The following is a 20707-nucleotide window of genomic DNA, read 5'->3' on the forward strand; positions in this document are numbered from 1 at the left end:
CTTACGAGGGCGGGCGAGGTGGCCGCCTGTCGGAGGATCGGCGCCGCATGGGTCATGGCATTCGCATCGCGCTGCTTCTGTGGGCCGGGTCCGGCGCCATCGCGCCGGCGGCGGGGCAGGACGGCGGGGACGCTGGCAGCCCGGTTTACGACCAGCGCTTCTTCGACCGGACGCAACCCTCGAACGCTTACGAGATGGTGGCGCTGCTTCCGGCCTTTACGATCGCCGAAGGCAATGCGGACGTGCGCGGCTATTCGGGCGTTGCGGGCAATGTCCTGATCGACGGACAGCGCCCCGCCGGAAAGACCGACACGCTCGAAGCGATCCTGAAGCGGCTTCCCGCGACGCGCGTCGCCCGCATCGAACTGATACGCGCCGGGACGGCGGGCTACGACATGCAGGGCTATGCGCTGCTCGCCAACATCATCCTGGTGAAGACGGGCACGATCGGCGGCCGGATCGAGGCCGAGCAGGCGCTCTACCGGCACGGTCTGCGCGCCCCGCGCATTTCGGCGCAGGCGACGTTCGATGGGCGCGGGCGGGTGATCGACCTCTTCGCCACCGTCTATCGCGAGATCGACGACGAGCATGGTTTCGGCGTCCGCAACCGCTTTGCGAGCGACGGCACGCCGCTGCGCCTCGTCGATTATGCGCAGCCCGAGGGCGCCGACATCGCACAGGCGACGCTCGCCTATCGCCAGCCGCTGCTCGGCGGGACGCTTCGTCTCAACGGGCTGATCCAGGACAAACGCAAATTCGCCGATATCGCCCATGCCGTCACTTTCCCCGCGCCCGATGCCATCGTCGGCAGCGAGCGCAAGCATGCGCAAACCTATGAAGCGGGCGTGCGCTACGAACGCGCGCTCGGTCCCGCGGACGATCTCGAGCTGGTCGGAAGCTATCGGTCGGTGGCGACGGTCGGCCTCGATCGCGAATCCACCGCGTCGGAAAGCAGCGTCTCGGACGAGCGGTCGAACGCCAGCGAAGCGATCCTGCGCGCCGCGCTCCGCCACCACCGGGGCGGCGCGACGATCGAGATCGGCGCCGAGGGCGCGGTTAACAGTCTCGATGGCCGGAATGCGCTGGTCGAGGACGGCGAGCCGGTTCCGCTGCCCCAGGCCAACGTCCGGGTTGCCGAACGCCGCGCCGAATTGTTCGTGACCGCCAGCCGTCCGCTCGGCGCGCGGACCGTCGCGGAGTTCGGCATCAGATACGAAATGTCCCGCCTGTCGCAGGCGGGCGACATCGACCTCGTCAAATCCTTCGCCTTCTGGAAACCGCGCGCGCGGCTTGTCTGGACGCCGACGCCGAACCGGACGTTTCGCCTGCTGGCCGAGCGCGCGGTCGGCCAGCTCGATTTCGACGATTTCGTCGGCGCCGCGTCCTTGACCAGCGGAACGATCAGCGCCGGCAATGCCGATCTGGAGCCCGACAGCCTCTGGCGCATCGAGCTGAGCTACGAACGCCGCTTCGGCGCCGGATCCGTCACCGTTGCCGCGCGCCGCGAATGGATATCCGATCTGGTCGACCAGCTTCCCGTCGTCGTCGATGGGACCCTGTACGACGCGGTCGGCAATATCGGCGCGGCACGCCGCGATACCGTCGAAGCGTCGCTCAAATGGCCGCTGGACGCGTTTGGCGCCAGGGGGGTCGTGGTGACTGCCGATCTCGTCGCGCGGCGCGGCCGGGCGACCGATCCCGCGACCGGCGAGCGGCGGCCCATCTCGGGCGACCTTCCGGTCGAGGCGCGGGTGGCGTTGACCCATGACATTCCGGCGTGGAAGCTGCGCTGGGGCGGCGGCTATGCCTTCGCGCGCACCGAGACCGCGTTCAAGGTCGAGGAGGTCGAGGCCGATCGTCTGGCCGGGCGGCTCGATCTGTTCATCGAATATCGCCCCGATGCGCGCTGGACGCTTCGCCTGTTCGGCCGGAATCTGACCGACAGCGCCGCGACGCGGACGCGCGACATCTATGCCGGCGTCCGCGGCGACGCCGCGCTGCGCTATCGCGAGCTGCGGGTGCTGCGCAGCGGCCGCTATGTCGGGTTGACCGTCCAGCGCAGCTTCGGCGGATAGGCCGTCTTATCCGCGCGGCGCGGCGATCCGGGCGAAATCGCTCCAGCTGCACGCGGTCGCCGCGACCGAATCGCCGCACCCCGGAATGGGGAGATAGCGGCGGAACAGGGCATCGTCCGATCCCAGCGCTTCGAGGTTCCTCAACTGGTCCATCGTCTGCGCGCGATAGAAAGCGCGGACATAGCGGTCGCCCCTGGCATTGCTGACCAGCTCGAACCCCAGCGCGCTGCCGGGCGGAACTTCGTCGGCGGGGTAGCTCGGCACCTGCCAGTGCAGGTCGAAGAAACCGCCGAGGTCGGCGACGTTGGTGTCGTGTCCGGCAAGTAACGTCAGCCGCGCCGGATTCCGGTCACCGAGCGCCGTGACGATCTCGTGCACGATCGGCGCGGCAGCGGCAGCAGCGATATAGCCGGGACGGTTCGAATAACGGAACTTGAGCGGGTGGAAGCGCAGCAATTGCTCGATCTCGGCGCGGCTCACGCGGCCCCAGCCGACTTCGGCCATCGGCTTGCCTTCCAGATATTCGAGCAGCAGCGTCTGGCTGGCCGTCGATGCGACGGCGAGCGGGCCTTCGAGATCGGGACGATCGTGCGGCTGCGCGACCAGCCGGCTGGGTTCGGCGACGAGCGGACAGGCCGGCACGGCGCAATTCAGCACTTTCGCGAGCAGCGTCAGTTCGCCGCGATGGCGTTCGGTCTCGGCGGCGAGTCCGCCTTCGGGCGCTTGCGCCAGCGCCGCGTCATAGGCGCGATTCCCGTCGAACGACGCCGGGCCGCTGTCGAGACCATGAAAGATCGCGTCGTCGTCGGAACCGGCGGGGTGGGATATCGCCGCTGCGCAGCCGGGCATGAAGCCCGCCGCCCAGCTTCGCGCCGTTTCGATCGTGCGCTCCTTGTAACTCGCCTTCAGGGCGATCGTGCCGGGCGCGGGGCATCCGCCGGGAAACAGGCCGCGGGTGCCGAAATAGGCGCGGTCGCTTTCGCCGAGAAGCTTGACGCCCGCCGCGCCGCGCGGCGTCAACAGGCCGAAATCGACGGGCCAGCCGGACCATGTCTCGGACGAATAGCCCGGCGGGACGACGGCGGGCTTCGTCGGCGGACGGATGCCGTGCCGCATCAGCATCACGACCTTCTCCAGCTTCAGCGATGGCTGGCTGGCGGGGGGCGTGTCGGCGCCCGGCCCGGGCGCGGCGCAGGCCGCCAGCAGTGCGGTGGATAACAGCAGGATGCGCTTCACGGGCCTCTCCATTGTGGAATAAATTTATCGACACTATATAAATGGGAAAATTTATTTCATCAATGCCATTTGCCGATCCGCCCGTGCGGTCGGTGATGTCAGCTTCCTATCAGCGGCCTTGTGGCAGGGAGGGCGTATGAAAAAGACACTTCTCCTTGCGGTCGCTGTGACCGCTCTCACCGTCCCCGTCGCGATCTCCGCAAAGGACAAGGATGACAAGGCCGACCAACGCGCGGCGAGCGCCGCGCTGGCGCGCGGCGAAATCCTGCCGATCACCCGCGTCCTGGCGATCGCGACCGAGCGCGTCCCGGGCGACGTGCTCAAGGTCAAGCTGGAACGCGAATCCTTCGGGTTCAAATATGAGGTGAAAATCCTGACCGGCGGCGGCAGGGTGCGCGAGGTCGAAATCGACGCCAGGACCGGCCGGGTGATCAAGATCGAGGATGATTGATGCGCGCATTGGTGGTCGAGGACGATCCGGTCGTCGCTTCCGAACTTGTCCGCGGCATGACCGCGGCGGGCTTCGTCGTCGATCTTGCGGGTGACGGCCAGCAGGCGTGGTTCAACGGCGATGTCGAGGATTATGACGTCGCGATCGTCGACCTCGGCCTGCCGCGGCTCGACGGGCTGTCGGTGGTCCGGCGCTGGCGCGAGGCGGGACGGAATTTCCCCGTCCTGATCCTGTCGGCGCGGGGCGAATGGACCGACAAGGTCGCCGGGATCGAGGCGGGCGCCGACGATTATATGGCAAAGCCGTGGGCGATGGAGGAACTGGTGGCGCGCGTTCGCGGACTGATCCGCCGCGCCGCCGGACGGTCGAGCCCGATGATCGAGGCGGGGCCGCTGCGCATCGATACCCACCGGATGACCGCGACGCTCGACGGCGCGCTCGTCAAGCTCTCGCCGCTTGAGTATCGGCTTCTCGACTATCTCGCCCATCATGCCGGCCGCGCGGTGCCCGCAACCGAACTTTCCGATCATCTCTATGGCGACGCCGATACCGAAAACGCCAACGCGATCGAGGCGCTGATCGCGCGACTGCGGCGCAAGCTCGGCGCCGACACCATCCAGACCCGGCGCGGCTTCGGTTACGTCCTGCCGGCCGCCGCCGCGTGACGCGACGCTCGCTCCGGCTTCGGTTGATCACGGGGGCCGGTGTGGCGATCGCCCTGGCGCTGATCGTCGCCTGGTTCGCGATGACCTGGCTGTTCAACGGCCATGTCGAGCGGCGCGTCGAGGACGAACTGCTGGTTCAGGTGCGGCCGCTCCTCGCCGATCTGCAATTGGCCCATGGTGTGCCGGTTGCGGGGTCCGAGCCCGCCGATCCGCGCTTCGCGGTTCCAGCCGGTGGTCTCTACTGGCAGGCGTCGACCGCTGCCGGCGCGATCCGCTCGATTTCGCTTTGGGACAGTCATCTGCCGACCACCGTGTCGGCGCCCGCCGACCGGTGGCGGACTCGCCGCGCTGACGGCCCCTTTGGCCAGCAGCTGCTGTTGATGGAACGCGCGATTCGCCTGCAATCGCGGGAATCGCCGGTGATCGTTCAGCTCGGCTACGACCTCGCCAAGCTGGCTCCGGCGCAGCGCGAGTTCGGGCGCGAGATGGCGCTGTTCCTCGCATTGCTGTGGACCGTCCTCGCGCTTGCGGCCTGGGCGCAGGTTGGGCTGGGCCTCCGCCCGCTGCGGCGCGTCGGACAGGAGGTCGAGCGGCTGCGTCGCGATGCCGGGGCGCGTCTGGGCGGCGCCTATCCCCGTGAGCTGGCGCCGCTCACCGAATCGATCGATGCACTGGCCGACGCGCGCGAAGCCGATCTGGTGCGCGCCCGCCGCCGCGCCGCCGACCTTGCGCACGGACTCAAGACGCCGCTTGCTGCGCTTGCCGCGCAAAGTGCAAGGGTGCGCGAGAGCGGAGCGACGGCGATGGCCGATGGTCTCGATTCGTCGATCGCGGCGATGCGCGCGGCGATCGGCGGCGAACTGGCGCGGACGCGGATCAGCCTCGTTCCCGAAGGGCGCAGCACGATCGCGCTGCCGCTGATCGAGCGGCTCGTCGCGGTGATCGAGCAGACCGAGGCAGGCGAGCGCGTGGCGTTTTCGCTGGCCTGTGACGAAAGCGCGACGTTGCCGCTCGCGAGCGACGATGCCGCCGAACTGCTCGGCCCCCTGCTTGAGAATGCCGCGCGCCATGCGCGCCGCCTCGTCCGTGTCGCGGTCGAAGCTACCGGCGAGCGGCGGATGCTGGTCGTCGGCGACGACGGACCCGGTCTTGATGATGCGCAGCGCGAGGAAGCGATCCTGCGCGGCGCGCGCCTCGATTCGGGCGACGAAGGCCACGGGCTCGGCCTCGCCATCGCGCGCGAACTGGCCGAGGCGTCGGGCGGCGACCTGTCTCTCGCGCGCTCGCCGCTCGGCGGACTTGAAGTCCGCGTCGGCTGGGCGCTATCCGCCTGATCCTTCCGTCAGCCCGGTGTCAGATCGCGCGCCGCGCCGCCCGTTGCCGCGCGTCTCCGCAAGCTATTGTGCAAGATATATTCTATTTGTCTTGCAATATAGAATAATTGTGCCATTATGCTGCCCGAACGAGCGCGGCAGGGAGCCGTGCCGGGGGAGGAGAGTCCATAATGACACGGCGGTTCGGACGGGCGCTTTTGATCACGACATGTCTGGTGGTTCCGATGGCGAGTGCCTGGGCCCAGGATGCGTCGGATGCGGCGGAGCAGGGCGATGCGATCGTCGTCACCGGCCGACGCGCCGCCGACCGCGCGGCGCTAGAAACGAAGCGAAACACCGACACGCAGGTCGACGAAGTCCGCGCCGACGACGTCGGACGGTTGCCCGACCAGAATGTCGCCGAAACGCTGCGCCGCCTGCCGGGCCTCAGCGTCGCGAACGACATGGGCGAAGGGCGCTATCTGACCGTCCGCGGCGTGTCGCCCGACCTGCTCAACGTGACCTTGAACGGTCAGACCGCCGCCGCTCCCGAACCCGACTCGCGTCAGGTGAAGCTCGACGACATCCCGTCGGCGCTGATCGGCGCAGTGACGGTGTCGAAGACGCTGACCCCCGACATGGACGCCAATGCGATCGCGGGCGCCGCCAATATCGAAACCGTGACCGCTTTCGACCGGCCGGGCACCTTCGGCAGCCTGCGCGCCGCCTATGGCAAATATGATCTGAACGGCAAGCATCCCTATGAGTTCGACGCATCGATCGGGTCGCGCTTCGGCCCCGACCGTCAGTTCGGCTTCGTCTTCGCGCTCAACTATTCGAACCGCGAGTTCGAGGCGCAGAACATCCAGTCAGGCGGCAAATGGGAGGAGGTGGGCGGTGAATTCGTGCCGCTGCGCCAGACTCTGCGCGACTATCACACCCGCCGTCAGCGCTATGGCGCGGTCGCCAATTTCGACTGGCGCCCGACCGACGAGGTGAAGGTCTTCGCGCGCTTCCTCTATTCCAAATATAAGGACAAGGAATCGCGTCCGGGCTTCCAGGTCGACCTCGACGAGGACGAGATCACCAACCAAACCGCGACCAGCGGCGATTTCGCCGCCGCCAAGGCCAAGCGTGCTCTGCGCTCGCGCGAGGAAAATTCGGACACATTCACCTCGTCGTTCGGCGGTGAATTCGATCTCGGCCCGAGTTGGCTGCGCGTCGAGGGCAGCTATACCCAGGCCAACAAGCGCGACCCGCATCGCGACGAGATCATCTTCGCGGCCAAGAAGATGACCGGGTCGTACGACCTGTCGGGATCGATCCCGCTCTATCAATCCGATCCGCCGGCGTTCGACCCGACCCAGTATAAATTCGACGAAACAAGCTATGAACATCGCCGCGCGCGCGAGGATCTTTATCAGGCGCGCGCCGATTTCCGCACCCCGATCGGCATCGGCGACGACAGCACGATTCAGATCGGCACCAAATATACGCAGCGGCGCAAGACCAACGACGAAGAATCAGTCATTTATGGCGGCTATGACGACGACTTCACGCTCGACCAGGTTGAGGGCGCGCCGATCGACAGCATCTTCAAGGGTCGCTATCCGTTCGGCGCAACGATCAGCCGTCCGAGCGCCGACAGCTTTTTCCAGTCGAACCTTGCCGGGTTTGAGCTGGATGAGGAAGGCACCGTCGGCGATAGCCTTGCCGGCGACTATCTGATCCGCGAAAAGATTTTCGCCGCCTATGCGATGGCGACGCTGAAGTTCGGCACCTTTACCGCGATCCCCGGCGTCCGCATGGAAAGGACGAAGAGCAATTATGCGGCGAAGGACATTCTCGACACGACGACCGTCGCTGACCTCGGCAAGGATTACGATAGCTTCGGGTCGCAGAGCTACACCGATTTCTTCCCGGGTCTCAACCTGCGCTGGAATGCGACGCCGTCGCTCGTCCTGCGTGCCGCGGTGACGCGCGCGATCGGGCGGGCGAACTATGAACAGCTCGCGCCGACGACGGTCGTCAACACCAGCGACAATGAAGTCTCGATGGGCAATCCGAACCTGAAGCCGCTTACCTCGACCAACTACGACCTCGCGGGCGAATATTATATCGGGCGCAAGGGCATCGTCAGCATCGCCGGCTTCTACAAGACGATCCAGAATCCGATCTATTCGGCGACCACCGAGCAGAGCGGCACCTTTGCCGGACAGGCGCTCGTCGATGCGCAGGTGACGATGCCGGTCAATGCCGACAGCGCGTTCGTGAAGGGGGTCGAGATCAACGCCCAGACCGAGCTCAGCTTCCTGCCCGCGCCGCTCGACGGCTTCAGCATCGGCGGCAGCATCACCTTCGTGAAATCGCGCGCGAAGGGTATCCCGGGCCGCGGTAACGAGCGGCTGCCGCTCGCCAGCCAGTCGAACCGGGTGGCATCGGCCTTCCTCTCCTATGAGAAGGGCGGGCTGTCGGCGCGCATCGCCTATACCCACCGCTCGGCCTATCTGCTCGAACCCGGCGAGGATACCGACACCGATCTGTATGTCGGCTCGTTCAACCAGTGGGACGCGCGCATCGGCTACGACATCGTCAAGAATGTGACGATCTTCCTCGAAGGATCGAACCTCAACGACGAACCCTATCGCGTCTTCCAGGGCATTTCGTCGCGGACCGACGAAGTCGAACGCTACGGCTACTCGGTCAAGACGGGCGTCCAGTTCAAATTCTGATCCCTGCAGGGAGCACTGGACCTGGGGCCGGGGAAACCCGGCCCCTTTCTTTTGAGCGGCTTCGCATATTTCGGTGACGCGGGCTTTGGAGTGGGAAACGGTCGTCTGAGCGATGCACCGGTCTCCCCTCCCGCCTGCGGGAGGGGAGACAATGGCGCCTTCCGGCGAAACCCGGCATTCCAGAAAATTCGCACAGAGGCGCGGAGATCTCAAAGGGGTGAGTTCCATACCCCTTTGAGATCTCCGCGCCTCTGTGCGAATCCCGTTCGAAGCGCTTTGACGGGCAGCTGTGGATCGATTGCTGCCTGCCAGCGAACTATAACAGTACCCGTTCCCCCGTCCGCGCCGACTGCGCCGCCGCTTCGGCCAGCGCCAGCGCCGCGACGCCGTCGCGAAAATCGACGAGCGGTACGGCGCCGTCGAGGATGTCGGCGAAATGATCGGTTTCACGCGCGTAGGCGACCGCGTAGCGATCGAGGAAGAAATTCTGGAAGCGGTCGGCGGCGGCGCCCTCTTCGCCCCACGTCTCGACCGTCGTTTCGAGCTGGTTCTGCGCCCGGATCATGCCCTTCGATCCGAAGGCCTCGATCCGCTGGTCATAGCCATAGCCGCTACGGCGGCTCGACGAGATCATGCAGAGCCGGCCCGACGCCGTGCGCAGGATCGTCTTCGCGGTATCGGCATCGCCCGCCTCGCCGATCGCGGGATCGACGAGCACGGACGCGCTGGCAAAGACTTCCGTCACGTCCTCGCCGAGCAGCCAGCGCGCCATGTCGAAATCGTGAATGACCATGTCCTTGAAGATACCGCCCGACACTTTGACATAATCGACCGGCGGCGGTGCGGGGTCGTGGCTGATGATGTGCAGCGTTTCGAGCGTGCCGACCGCGCCGGCAGAAAGCCGCGCCTGCAATGCCGAGAAGTTCGGGTCGAAGCGGCGGTTGAATGCCAGGAACAACCGCGCGTCCAGCGCCGCGAACCGCGCCGCCGATTCGCGCGCGGCGGCCAGATCCTGATCGAGCGGCTTTTCGCAGAAGATCGCCTTGCCGGCCTCGGCAGCGGCGAGGCTGTAGGGAAGATGGGTGTCGGTCGAACTCGCGACGACGACCCCCGCAACCGCCGGATCGGCCAGCGCTTCCTCGATTGTCGAGACGCGAGCGTCATATTGCGCCGCGGTCGCCGCCGCTGCCTCGGGAAAGGGATCGACAACCCGCGTCAGCCGCAGGCGTGGGTTGGCGGTCAGGTTCGCCGCGTGGATTTTGCCGATCCTGCCGGCGCCGATCAGTGCGATGTCGTGCATTCTATCCTCTTCCGGTTGAAACCATATTCCATGTCTATATGATATGGAATATATATTCCATAGCGTGGAACGGGCCGCAGGGCGACAGTTGCGTTACAAGTTTTGAACAGATATTCCGTTTTTCCGGATGAATGGGGGAGAATATATTTGACCGACGTCCCGACTGCCCCCGCCTCGGCGGAGGAACTGCGCGCCGAGATCGTGAGCCGTTACGAGACGCTGAGCAAGCGGCTCAAGCAGATCGCGCGCTATATCCTCGACGAACCCAACGACATTGCGCTCGAAACGCTTGCGGTGATCGCCGACCGTTGCGGCGTCCAGCCCTCGGCGATCGTGCGCTTTGCCAAGAGCTTCGGGTTCGAGGGCGCGAGCCAGATGCAACGACTGTTCCGCGACGGTCTGCTCAGCAACAACGCCGCGCTCGGTTATTCGGAGCGCGTCCGCCAGCTCGATCAGGCAACCAGCGCCAGCGATATCGAGCCCGCGAACCTTCTCTCCGAATTTGTCGAGGGCAACAGTCTCGCGATCCAGAATCTGTTGCAGACGGTCAGCGGCGCCGACATGCGCGCGGCGGTCGATTTGCTGATGGCGGCCGATACCGTGCATGTCGCGGGCTTTCGCCGCTCCTTCCCCGTCGCCTCCTATATCGCCTATTCGCTGCTCCAGGCGGGCAAGCGCGCGGTGTTCATCGACGGAGTCGGAGGTCTCGGGCTTCAGCAGGTGCATGCGATGGGTCCCGACGACCTGCTGATCGCGATCAGCTTTCACCCCTATTCGGAAGAGACGATCGCCGTCGTCAATGCCGCCCGGGCGAGCGGCGGCCGCGTTCTCGCGATCAGCGACAGCCTGGTAAGCCCGGTCGCCAAGCCCGCAGAGCAGGTTCTTCAGATTCGTGAGGCAGAGGTACGGAAATTCCGTTCGCTGTCCGCGTCGATGTGTCTCGCGCAGGCGCTCGTCATCAATTTTGCCTTCGAGGCGACACGCGCCGACGGCAAGGCACGCGAGGACGGCTCGGCATAGCCATTTCATTTCTGGCGCCGTGTGAAACATATGTTGCAAACATTCTAAAAGTGGAATAAGCGTTTCAGGCCAAGGAAGGATGGTCTCGAAAACGATGGCGCAACAAGGGCAGGAACGGGGCGGAGAGGACCGGCTGGACGTCGTCACGCTGGGGCGCGCGGGGATCGACCTTTACGGCGAGCAGATCGGCGGGCGGCTCGAAGATATGGCGAGCTTCGCCAAATATATCGGCGGCAGTCCCACCAATACCGCGGTCGGCGCGGCGCGCCTCGGTCTTCGCGCCGGGCTGATCACCCGCGTCGGCGCGGATCATTTCGGCCGCTTCATCGTCGAGGAGTTGAACCGCGAGGGCGTGGTGACGGACGGCGTCCGCACCGACCCCGACCGGCTGACCGCGCTTGCGATCCTCGGCATTCGCGATCCCGACACCTTTCCGCTGATCTTCTACCGTGAAAATTGTGCCGACATGGCGCTTTGCGCCGGCGACATCGATCCCGACTTCGTCGCTTCGGCGGATGCGCTGCTGATCAACGGCACCCATCTGTCGCAGCCGGGCGTGTTCGATGCGAGCATCAAGGCCGTGACGGTGATGAAGGCCGCCGGGGGGCGCGTCGTCTTCGACATCGATTACCGCCCGGTGCTCTGGGGGCTTGCCGGCAAGGACAATGGCGAGGATCGCTTTGTCGCCGACCAGGGCGTCACCGAAGCGTTGCAGCGTGTCCTGCCGCTCTGTGACCTGATCGTCGGCACCGAAGAGGAAATCCATATCCTTGGCGGCTCGACCGACACGCTCGCGGCGCTCCGTGCGATCCGCGCGAACAGTTCCGCGCTGCTGGTCTGCAAGCGCGGCGCACAGGGATGCGTCGCCTTTCCCGATGCCGTTCCCGCGTCGCTCGATGCCGGAATCGTCGGTCGCGGCTTTCCGATCGAGGTGTTCAACGTGCTCGGCGCGGGGGATGCCTTTATGGCGGGTTTCCTGCGCGGCTGGCTCAAAGACATGCCGCTCGAAAAATGCTGTGAAATCGCCAATGCGTGCGGTGCGCTCGTCGTGTCGCGGCACGGCTGCGCCCCGGCGATGGCGTCCTGGGACGAGCTTCGGCATTTTCTCGGTGGGCAATGGCCGCACCGCCTGCGCGAGAGCGCCGAGCTCGAACAACTGCACTGGTCGACCAACCGCCACGGCGAGCGCGACGAACTGACCGTGCTCGCGATCGATCACCGCAGCCAGTTCGACGACCTGCTCGCCGAGCTCGGCGAAAGCGACGAGGCGCGGATCCATCATTTCAAGAATCTCGCGCTCGAGGCGCTTCATCGGATGGGGGCTGGCGACCCCAATTACGGCGTTCTGCTCGACGGCCGCTTCGGCGCACGCGCGCTGGAGGCGGCGGCCGATCATCCCTATTGGATCGGGCGGCCGATCGAGGTGCCCGGATCGCGCCCGCTGCTCTTCGAAGGATCGCCTGACGTCGGCATGACGCTGCGCGACTGGCCGACGAACCACGTCGTCAAATGCCTCGTTTTCTATCATCCGGACGATGATGCCGAAATGCGCGCACGGCAGGATCGGCAGTTGCTGCGCCTCTTCGATGCCTGCCGTCGCACACGCCACGAATTTCTGCTTGAAATCATCGCGTCGAAGCACGGTCCGGTCGACAGCGGCACGATCGCCTCGGTGATCGATCATGTCTATTCGCTCGGCATCTATCCCGATTGGTGGAAGCTCGAACCGACGACCGATGCCGCCGCCTGGGCCGCGAGCGAGGCGGCGATATTGCGCCACGATCCGCTCTGCCGCGGCATCGTCCTGCTCGGCCTGTCGGCGCCGCGGGACGAAGTGCTCGCGGGCATCGTCGCGGCGGCGCCTTTTTCGCTGGTCAAGGGCTTCGCGGTGGGGCGCACCATCTTTCACGATGTCGCGCAGCAATGGCTGACGGGCGCGATCGACGACGAGGCCGCCATGACCGCGCTCGGTGAAAATCTGCGCGTTCTCGCCGATGGCTGGCGCGCGGCGCGCCGTGCTAGGGTGGCGGCATGAGCGGGCATGTACGATTGACGATGGCGCAGGCGCTGACGCGCTGGCTTGCGATGCAGCGGGTCGAGGTGGACGGCGTCGAATTGCCCTATTTCGCCGGCATGTGGGCGATCTTCGGCCATGGCAATGTTGCGGGGATGGGCGAAGCGCTCGCCGGGATGGAAGACGCGCTTCCGACGTATCGTGCGCATAACGAGCAGGGCATGGCGCATGCCGCGATCGCCTTTGCCAAGGCGAGCCGCCGCCGCCGCGCGATGGCGTGCACGACCTCGATCGGTCCCGGCGCGACGAACATGGTGACCGCGGCGGCGCTCGCGCACGTCAACCGGTTGCCGGTGCTTTTCCTGCCGGGCGACGTCTACGCGAGCCGCCGTCCCGACCCGGTGCTTCAGCAGATCGAGGATTTCGCCGACGGGGCGGTGAGCGCCAACGACTGTTTCCGTCCGGTGTCGCGCTATTTCGACCGCATCACGCGGCCCGAACAGATCATCGATGCGCTGCCGCGCGCGATGGCGGTGCTGACCGACCCGGCGCTCTGCGGGCCGGTGACCCTCGCGCTCTGTCAGGATGTGCAGGCCGAGGCCTATGATTATCCCGAGAGCTTCTTCGCCCCGCGAATATGGCGTTCACGTCGGCCGCGTCCCGACCGTGCAGAACTGAATAATCTCGTCGAAGCGATCCGCACCGCGAAAACGCCGTTGATCATCGCGGGCGGCGGTATCCTCTATTCGGAGGCCGAAAGAGTCCTCGCCGACCTCGCCGCACGGACCGGTATCCCGGTCGCCGAGACGCAGGCGGGGAAGGGCGCGCTCGTCTGGGATCATCCACAGGCGCTTGGCAGTATCGGCGTGACCGGGACGAGCGCGGCGAACGCCGCCGCCGAAGCCGCCGACCTGATCGTCGGGGTCGGAACCCGGCTGCAGGATTTCACCACCGGGTCGCGCACGCTTTTCGCGGGCAAGCGGTTGATGCAGATCAACATTGCGGCGCCCGACGCGATCAAGCAGGGCGCCGAAGCGGTCGTCGGCGATGCGCGTGAGACACTCGAAGCCTTGGCGGAGGCGCTTGCTGACCGGCAGGTCGATGATAGGTGGCGCGCCGCGAACCGCGCCGCGGTCGCCGAATGGAACGCCGCCTGGGACGTCGCGACAGCGCCAGTCAATGCGCTCCCCTCCGACGCGCAGGTGATCGGCGCGGTGTGGCGGCAGGCGGGGGACGACGCGACCGTCGTCTGCGCCGCGGGCGGCCTGCCTGGCGAACTCCACAAGCTTTGGCGGACCCACCGCCCCGGCGGCTATCATGTCGAATATGGCTTCTCGTGCATGGGCTATGAGGTCGCGGGCGGACTAGGGGTCAAGATGGCCGATCCGGCGCGTGACGTTTATGTGATGGTCGGCGACGGCAGCTATCTGATGCTCAATTCGGAGCTGGCGACCTCGGTGATGCTCGGGCGCAAGATCACTGTCATCCTGCTCGACAATCGTGGCTATGGCTGCATCAACCGACTGCAGCAGGGGACGGGCGGGCGCCCGTTCAACAATCTGCTCGCCGATGCGGCGCACGAAATCCTGCCTGACATAGACTTTGCGGCCCACGCCCGCAGTCTCGGCGCCGCGGCGGAGAAGGTCGGCGGCATCGCCGAACTCGAAGCCGCGCTCGTTCGTGCGAAGCAATCGCCGAAAAGCTATGTGATCGTCATCGACACCGATCCCGCGATCACCACCGAGGCGGGCGGCCATTGGTGGGACGTCGCGGTCCCCGAAGTTTCGGCGCGCGCCGAAGTGCAGGCCGCGCGCCGCGACTATGAAAATCGAATCGACGGAGGCAGGACATGACGATCCGCTGGGGCGTGAGCCCGATCGCCTGGTGCAACGACGACATGCGCGAACTGGGCGGCGACACGACGCTCGACGAACTGCTCGCCGATGTCCGCGACATCGGCTTCGACGGGGTCGAACTCGGGAACAAGTTCCCGCGCGATCCGGAGTTGCTTGCGCCGATCATGGCGAACTACGGCCTCGACATCGTCGGCGGCTGGTATTCGTCGAACCTGCTCGTGCGCGATGCCGATGCCGAAATCGAGGCGCTGTCGAAGCATCTTGCCTTGCTCGAATATATGGATTCGAGCGTCTTCATCCTCGCGGAAACGTCGAACGCGGTGCATTGCGACCGCTACGGCAGCCGGCTCGATACGCATCCGGTGCTTCCCGCCGCCGACTGGAAGCAGTTCGGCGAGCGGCTGGATACCGTCGCGCGCTTCATCAACGATCGCGGGCTGCGCTTCGCCTATCACCATCATCTCGGCACGGTCGTCGAGACGAAGGATGAACTCGAACGCTTCTTCGACGCGACCGGCGACCATGTCGGTCTGGTGCTCGACACGGGGCATGCGCTGTTCGGCGGGATCGAGCCCGTCGACGTGATCAAGGCGCGCCCGGAGCGCGTTGCGCACGTCCATTGCAAGGATGTCCGCACCGCCAAATATGACGAATTCCGCGCGAGCGGCACCAGCTTCCTCAACGGTGTCGTCGGCGGCATGTTCACCGCACCCGGCGACGGCGATTACGACTATGCACCGTTTATGCGTGCGCTTGCCGACATGCACTATTCGGGCTGGATCGTGATCGAGGCCGAACAGGATCCGGCGATCGCCAACCCCCGCGACTATAGCCAGCTCGGCCTCGACACGCTGAAGCGGCTGGCGCGTGAGGAGGCGCTGGTCTGATGTCGCTTCTCGTCCATCCCCATCCGCCCGCGGGCGACGGCACGGTGCTCGACATCACGCCCGAAAGCGCGGGTTGGAAATATGTCGGCTTTCGCGTGGTCCGCCTTGCGGCGGGGGCAAGCTATAATCGCGTCGAAGACGGTCGCGAGGCGTGTGTGGTCGTGCTTACGGGGACCGTTTCGATCATGGCGGGAGGCGAGAGCTTCGAGAATATCGGCGGTCGCCAGACGGTGTTCGACGGCGCGGCGACCTCGGTCTACGTGCCCGCGGGCCATCGCTACAGGATCGAGGCCGTGTCCGATGCGGAAATCGCGATCTGCACGGCGCCGGGAACCGGGGCGGGCGCGGTGCGCCTGATTCGCTCCGATGCGGTCGAGGTACGCGGCCAGGGCACGAACACGCGGCATGTCCGGAACATCCTGTCCGATGCCGATGCCGCCGAAAGCCTGCTTGTCGTCGAGGTGATCACGCCCGGGGGGCACTGGTCGAGCTACCCGCCGCACAAGCACGACCGCGACGCCTACCCCGAGGAGACTTTCCTTGAGGAGACCTATTACCACCGCCTCTCGCCATCGCAGGGCTTTGCCTTCCAGCGGGTCTATACCGACGAGCGCGACATCGACGAGACGATGGCGGTCGAGGATGGCGATGTCGTGATGGTGCCGCGCGGCTATCATCCGGTCGGCGCGCCGCATGGCTATGATCTTTATTATCTGAACGTGATGGCGGGACCCCGGCGCAACTGGGTGTTCCGCAACGACCCCGCGCACGAGTGGATCGTGCGCCAGTAAGGAAGAGCGATGAGACAGATTGACCCCTTCATCGCCGGCGATGCCGCCGGCGGCGGTTCCGTGCGCCCGGAAAACGGACGCGCCGGCGATGTGTTCAACCCGAGCACCGGACAGGTCCAGGCACGCGTCGCTTTCTCCACCGCCGCCGATCTCGACCGCGCGGTCGTCGCGGCCGCCGCGGCGCAGCCCGGTTGGGCGGCGACCAATCCGCAGCGCCGCGCGCGCGTCCTGTTCCGTTTCCGCGAACTGCTCGAGGCGAACATGCAGGATCTCGCGGAACTGCTGGCGAGCGAGCATGGCAAGGTCGTCGCCGACGCGCGGGGCGACGTTCTGCGCGGACTGGAAGTGATCGAATTTTCGTGCGGCATCCCGCATGCGATGAAGGGCGAATATACGCAGGGTGCCGGACCGGGAATCGACGTCTATGCCATGCGTCAGCCCCTCGGCGTGGTCGCGGGTATCACGCCATTCAACTTTCCCGCGATGATCCCGATGTGGATGTTCGGCCCCGCGATCGCGGCAGGCAACGCCTTCATCCTCAAGCCCAGCGAACGCGACCCGTCGGTGCCGGTGCGCCTCGCCGAACTGATGCTTGAGGCCGGGCTGCCCGAAGGCATCCTCCAGGTCGTCCACGGCGACAAGGAAATGGTCGACGCAATCCTGGATCATCCGGCGATTTCGGCGGTCAGCTTCGTGGGATCCTCCGACATCGCGCACTATGTCTATGGGCGTGGTGCCGCTGCCGGCAAGCGTGTGCAGGCGATGGGTGGCGCCAAGAATCACGGCATCGTCATGCCCGACGCCGACCTCGACCAGGTGGTGCACGACCTGTGCGGCGCCGCCTTCGGTTCGGCAGGCGAGCGCTGCATGGCGCTGCCCGTCGTGGTGCCGGTCGGCGACGCGACCGCCGACGCGCTTCGCGAGCGACTGATCCCGGCAATGGCCGCGCTCAAGGTCGGCGTGTCGACCGATCCCGATGCGCATTATGGCCCGGTCGTCAACGCCGCGCACAAGGCGCGTATCGAGGACTGGATCCAGACCGGGGTCGATGAAGGCGCCGAACTGGTCGTCGATGGCCGCGGTCTGGTCCTGCAGGGACATGAGCACGGATTCTTCGTCGGCCCAACGCTGTTCGACCGCGTGACGACTGCCATGCGCGCCTATCGCGAGGAAATCTTCGGCCCGGTGCTGCAGATCATCCGAGCCGCCGATTTCAAGACCGCTTTGCGCCTGCCGAGCGCACACCAATATGGCAATGGCGTGTCGATCTTCACGCGCAATGGTCACGCCGCGCGCGAATTCGCGCAGCGCGTCAATGTCGGCATGGTCGGCATCAACGTGCCGATCCCGGTGCCGGTCGCCTATCACAGCTTCGGCGGCTGGAAGCGCTCGGGTTTCGGCGACACCAATCAATATGGGATGGAGGGCGTGCGCTTCTGGACGAAGGTCAAGACGGTGACCCAGCGCTGGCCCGATGGCGGCGAAGGGGACAACGCCTTTCTCATTCCCACCTCCTGAGCAAAAACGAAACAAATCTTCCATTTCTATATAAAATGAAATAGCATCATGCTCCGGACACCCGAAACAACAGGGGCGCCGGATGCGGGAGAGAGGCGATGCTCAGATATTTCGCGACGGGTCCGGACCTGCCGGTCAGAACCGACGACGGCGTCGACGGCGCGTTCCGGCGCTATCGGATGCGGATCATCATGGCGATCACGCTTGCCTATGCCGTCAGCTATACGTGCCGGCTCGCGATCAATATCGTCAAGAAGCCGCTGATAGATCAGGGTATCTTCACCCCGCTCGAACTCGGCATGATCGGCTCGGCGCTGTTTTATACTTACGCCGCCGGCAAGCTGATCAACGGCTTCGTCGCCGACCACAGCAACGTGAAGCGTCTGTTCGCGGCCGGGATGATCCTGTCGGCGCTTTGCAACATCGCGATGGGTTTCTCGACGCTGTTCTGGGCGACGCTGCTGATCTGGGGGCTCAACGGCTGGTTCCAGAGCTATGGCGCGCCGGCGTGCGTCGTCGCGCTGGCCAGCTGGTTCTCGAACCGGGAGCGCGGGCGCTATTACGGCATCTGGTCGACCGCGCATTCGATCGGCGAGGGGCTGACCTTTGCGGTCGTCTCGGCGGTCGTCGCGATCGGAGGCTGGCGGTGGGGTTTCTGGGGTCCGGGTGTCGCGGCGGTGCTCGCGGGCGTCGCGGCCTATTACGCGATGGCCGATCGGCCCCGCGCGCTCGGCTTGCCGACCGTCGCCGACTGGCGGAACGACCATTATGCCCCGCCCGCGGAGGATGGGCCTGAGCGCGGGGTGTTCGCCACCCAGCTATCGATCCTGAAAATACCGGCGGTCTGGATTCTCGCGCTGGCGAGCGCGGCCAACTATGTGACGCGCTACGCGATCAACAGCTGGGGAATCCTCTATTTGCAGGAGGCGCGTGCCTATTCGCTGGCGGAAGCGGGTGCGATGCTCACCGCCAGCACGCTGGCGGGGGTTGCGGGCGCGGTCGCCTTCGGCTTCGTCTCGGACAAATTCTTCGGCGCGCGCCGTCCGCCCGCCAATCTGCTCTTCGGGGTCATCGAACTCGTCGGGCTTCTTCTGCTGTTCTTCGGTCCCAACAATCCGGTCATCGTCTTCATCGCGGTGATCATGTTCGGGCTCGGCATGACCGGCCTCGTCACCTCGCTTGGCGGGCTGTTCGCGATCGATATCTGCCCGAAGCGCGTCGCCGGCGCCGCACTCGGCCTGGTCGGCGTGTTCAGCTATATCGGCGCGGCGGTGCAGGAACAGGTATCGGGGGCGCTGATCGACGCCAACATGCATATGATAAATGGTACGAACGTCTATGATTTCGGGCCGGTGATCTGGTTCTGGATCGGTAGTTCGGTGCTGGCGACGTTGCTGGCGACGACGCTATGGAACACGAAGCTCCGCGACTGATGGAAAAGACGATGCATCGCCGCAATCTTCTGCGCGGGGGCGCTGCCCTTGCTTTTCTCGCCGCGCTGCCGCGCCGGCTCTATGCCGCAGCGGTCGGCTATCCACGCTTGCTCGACGGACCGATGATCGGCGCGACGACGCCGGACAGCTTCACCGTCTGGTCGCGCGCAAGCGGGGCGTTCGGGGTCGCGGTCGAATATGCGACGCGCCGCGACTTCGCCGATGCGAAAACAACCGCGCCGGTCGCCGCGACGCAGGACAACGACCTGTGCACGGTGGTCGAGGTTAGCGGCCTCAAGCCCGACACCATTTATTATTATCGCATCAAGGCCGATGGAATCGACGACCGCCACCAGCCGCTTGCCTTTCGCACCCGCACCGCGCCCGACCGGCCGCGCCCGATCCGGATCGCCTTCGGCTCGTGCGCGCGCGTCCAGCTCTACCCCGAGCAGCCGGTGTTCGAGGCGATCGCCGCGATGGAGCCCGATCTCTTCCTTTGGCTCGGCGACAATATCTATGCCGACAGTGACAGCGAGACCGCCTATTCGGCGCTCTATTCGCGCCAGCGGGGCGTGTCGGCGCTTGTTCCGCTGCTCCGCTCGGTGCCGCAACTCGCGATCTGGGACGATCATGATTTCGGCTATAATGACTCGGATCGTCACAACGGCGTGAAGGCGATGACCCGCCGCCTGTTCGACCGCTGGTGGGCGAATCCCGCTTCCGGCCTGCCCGACACGCCTGGAATTTTCTTCCGTCACAGCTTTGGTCCCGTCGACATCTTCATGCTCGACGGGCGCTACCACCGCGATCCGCCATCGGCCCCCGACGGCCCCGAAAAGACGATGCTCGGTGCCGGGCAGAAGGCGTGGCTGAAGCGCGAGCTCAAGGCATCGAAAGCGGCGTTCAAGATCCTTGCCTCGGGCACCGGCTGGTCGCTCGCCGAAAAGGGCGGCGACAGCTGGGCCGCCTATCTCCACGAGCGCAACGAGATCCTCGATTTCATCCGGGACGAGGGGATCGGCGGTTGCCTCGGCATTTCGGGCGACGTCCATCAGGGCGAAGTCAACTGCGTGCCCTGGTCCGAACGGGGCGGCTATGATTTCTATGATCTGGTGAGTTCGGGGCTGGCGCAATATCTGGCCCCCAAATTCGTCGACCAGCATCCCGAGGTGCGATTGCGCGCTCCGTGGGTGCGCAGCACCAATTTCGGGCTGCTCGAATTCAGCTTCGATCCCGAACCGCGCGTCGAACTCAGCGTTCGCGACGTGATCGGGGCATCGGCGTCGGGCGAGCCCGTCCGCCTTCGCGCCGCCGACCTCGTCAACGGCAAGCAGAGCTGGCGCGCCGTGATCGATCCGGATGAACTCGAACGGCGCGAGCGTGTCGAGCGCGGCGGCAGCTATTATGGGGAGTGAA

General features: G+C 65.7%; 15 protein-coding genes. 13 read left to right on the plus strand and 2 right to left on the minus strand.

Annotated features, from left to right (window positions below; translation table 11 throughout):
• Positions 1-47 precede the first annotated feature (47 nt).
• A complete protein-coding gene (locus AC2S9W_RS04875; protein WP_486571696.1) occupies positions 48-2075 on the plus strand; it encodes a TonB-dependent receptor plug domain-containing protein in 2028 nt (675 codons plus the stop codon).
• Positions 2076-2081: 6 nt separating this feature from the next.
• Here the strand turns inward: AC2S9W_RS04875 and AC2S9W_RS04880 are convergent, their stop codons facing one another.
• Complete coding sequence (locus AC2S9W_RS04880) at positions 2082-3311, minus strand: histidine-type phosphatase (protein ID WP_424538124.1); 1230 nt, start codon at positions 3309-3311, stop codon at positions 2082-2084.
• A gap of 136 nt (positions 3312-3447) precedes the next feature.
• Here AC2S9W_RS04880 and AC2S9W_RS04885 point away from each other — a divergent pair, with 136 nt between their 5' ends.
• The 4 genes from AC2S9W_RS04885 to AC2S9W_RS04900 all read left to right on the plus strand — a co-directional run bounded on the left by AC2S9W_RS04885 (position 3448) and on the right by AC2S9W_RS04900 (position 8472).
• Entirely contained in the window at positions 3448-3762 is a 315-nt protein-coding gene (locus AC2S9W_RS04885) for a PepSY domain-containing protein (protein ID WP_067106825.1), read from the plus strand.
• Positions 3762-4427: a response regulator transcription factor gene (locus tag AC2S9W_RS04890; protein ID WP_067106828.1), complete on the plus strand. Its 666-nt coding sequence runs from the start codon at positions 3762-3764 to the stop codon at positions 4425-4427. Before AC2S9W_RS04885 ends, AC2S9W_RS04890 begins: the two co-directional genes overlap by 1 nt.
• A gap of 41 nt (positions 4428-4468) precedes the next feature.
• Positions 4469-5761 carry a sensor histidine kinase gene (locus AC2S9W_RS04895; protein ID WP_241942078.1) on the plus strand — a complete coding sequence of 431 codons (1293 nt, stop codon included), beginning with the start codon at positions 4469-4471 and terminating at the stop codon, positions 5759-5761.
• 224 nt (positions 5762-5985) lie between these two features.
• On the plus strand, positions 5986-8472 hold the full coding sequence (locus AC2S9W_RS04900) for a TonB-dependent receptor (protein WP_158682367.1): 2487 nt from the start codon (positions 5986-5988) through the stop codon (positions 8470-8472).
• A 316-nt stretch (positions 8473-8788) separates the two neighbouring features.
• Here AC2S9W_RS04900 and iolG read toward each other — a convergent pair whose 3' ends face one another.
• Complete coding sequence (gene iolG, locus AC2S9W_RS04905) at positions 8789-9772, minus strand: inositol 2-dehydrogenase (protein ID WP_486571697.1); 984 nt, start codon at positions 9770-9772, stop codon at positions 8789-8791.
• Positions 9773-9919: 147 nt separating this feature from the next.
• Between iolG and AC2S9W_RS04910 the strand changes: the two genes are divergently transcribed.
• From AC2S9W_RS04910 to AC2S9W_RS04945, 8 genes are all read left to right on the plus strand, one after another.
• On the plus strand, positions 9920-10792 hold the full coding sequence (locus AC2S9W_RS04910; RefSeq protein WP_199775038.1) for a MurR/RpiR family transcriptional regulator: 873 nt from the start codon (positions 9920-9922) through the stop codon (positions 10790-10792).
• A 94-nt stretch (positions 10793-10886) separates the two neighbouring features.
• Positions 10887-12827: a bifunctional 5-dehydro-2-deoxygluconokinase/5-dehydro-2-deoxyphosphogluconate aldolase gene (locus AC2S9W_RS04915; protein WP_104960235.1), complete on the plus strand. Its 1941-nt coding sequence runs from the start codon at positions 10887-10889 to the stop codon at positions 12825-12827.
• On the plus strand, positions 12824-14659 hold the full coding sequence (gene iolD, locus AC2S9W_RS04920; protein ID WP_486571698.1) for a 3D-(3,5/4)-trihydroxycyclohexane-1,2-dione acylhydrolase (decyclizing): 1836 nt from the start codon (positions 12824-12826) through the stop codon (positions 14657-14659). Before AC2S9W_RS04915 ends, iolD begins: the two co-directional genes overlap by 4 nt.
• Complete coding sequence (gene iolE / locus AC2S9W_RS04925; protein ID WP_486571699.1) at positions 14656-15549, plus strand: myo-inosose-2 dehydratase; 894 nt, start codon at positions 14656-14658, stop codon at positions 15547-15549. Before iolD ends, iolE begins: the two co-directional genes overlap by 4 nt.
• Positions 15549-16340, plus strand: a complete 792-nt coding sequence (gene iolB, locus AC2S9W_RS04930) for a 5-deoxy-glucuronate isomerase (RefSeq protein WP_486571700.1) — start codon at positions 15549-15551, stop codon at positions 16338-16340. Before iolE ends, iolB begins: the two co-directional genes overlap by 1 nt.
• 9 nt (positions 16341-16349) lie before the next feature.
• On the plus strand, positions 16350-17858 hold the full coding sequence (locus AC2S9W_RS04935; RefSeq protein WP_486571701.1) for a CoA-acylating methylmalonate-semialdehyde dehydrogenase: 1509 nt from the start codon (positions 16350-16352) through the stop codon (positions 17856-17858).
• A gap of 98 nt (positions 17859-17956) precedes the next feature.
• On the plus strand, positions 17957-19291 hold the full coding sequence (locus AC2S9W_RS04940) for an MFS transporter (protein ID WP_486571702.1): 1335 nt from the start codon (positions 17957-17959) through the stop codon (positions 19289-19291).
• 11 nt (positions 19292-19302) lie between these two features.
• The gene (locus AC2S9W_RS04945; protein ID WP_158682368.1) at positions 19303-20706 is read left to right on the plus strand and encodes an alkaline phosphatase D family protein; all 1404 of its coding nucleotides are present in this window, start codon (positions 19303-19305) and stop codon (positions 20704-20706) included.
• The last annotated feature ends 1 nt before the right edge of the window (position 20707 follow it).

Source organism: Sphingopyxis sp. 550B, assembly GCF_057401805.1.

What these genes read in the sequence shown, in the direction of transcription:
- AC2S9W_RS04875 (WP_486571696.1), top strand. Translation starts at nt 48, where the DNA reads ATGGGTCATGGCATTCGCATCGCGCTGCTTCTGTGGGCCGGGTCCGGC.
- AC2S9W_RS04885 (WP_067106825.1), top strand. Translation starts at nt 3,448, where the DNA reads ATGAAAAAGACACTTCTCCTTGCGGTCGCTGTGACCGCTCTCACCGTC.
- AC2S9W_RS04890 (WP_067106828.1), top strand. Translation starts at nt 3,762, where the DNA reads ATGCGCGCATTGGTGGTCGAGGACGATCCGGTCGTCGCTTCCGAACTT.
- AC2S9W_RS04900 (WP_158682367.1), top strand. Translation starts at nt 5,986, where the DNA reads ATGGCGAGTGCCTGGGCCCAGGATGCGTCGGATGCGGCGGAGCAGGGC.
- iolG (WP_486571697.1), bottom strand. Translation starts at nt 9,772, where the DNA reads ATGCACGACATCGCACTGATCGGCGCCGGCAGGATCGGCAAAATCCAC.
- AC2S9W_RS04915 (WP_104960235.1), top strand. Translation starts at nt 10,887, where the DNA reads ATGGCGCAACAAGGGCAGGAACGGGGCGGAGAGGACCGGCTGGACGTC.
- iolD (WP_486571698.1), top strand. Translation starts at nt 12,824, where the DNA reads ATGAGCGGGCATGTACGATTGACGATGGCGCAGGCGCTGACGCGCTGG.
- iolE (WP_486571699.1), top strand. Translation starts at nt 14,656, where the DNA reads ATGACGATCCGCTGGGGCGTGAGCCCGATCGCCTGGTGCAACGACGAC.
- iolB (WP_486571700.1), top strand. Translation starts at nt 15,549, where the DNA reads ATGTCGCTTCTCGTCCATCCCCATCCGCCCGCGGGCGACGGCACGGTG.
- AC2S9W_RS04935 (WP_486571701.1), top strand. Translation starts at nt 16,350, where the DNA reads ATGAGACAGATTGACCCCTTCATCGCCGGCGATGCCGCCGGCGGCGGT.
- AC2S9W_RS04940 (WP_486571702.1), top strand. Translation starts at nt 17,957, where the DNA reads ATGCTCAGATATTTCGCGACGGGTCCGGACCTGCCGGTCAGAACCGAC.
- AC2S9W_RS04945 (WP_158682368.1), top strand. Translation starts at nt 19,303, where the DNA reads ATGCATCGCCGCAATCTTCTGCGCGGGGGCGCTGCCCTTGCTTTTCTC.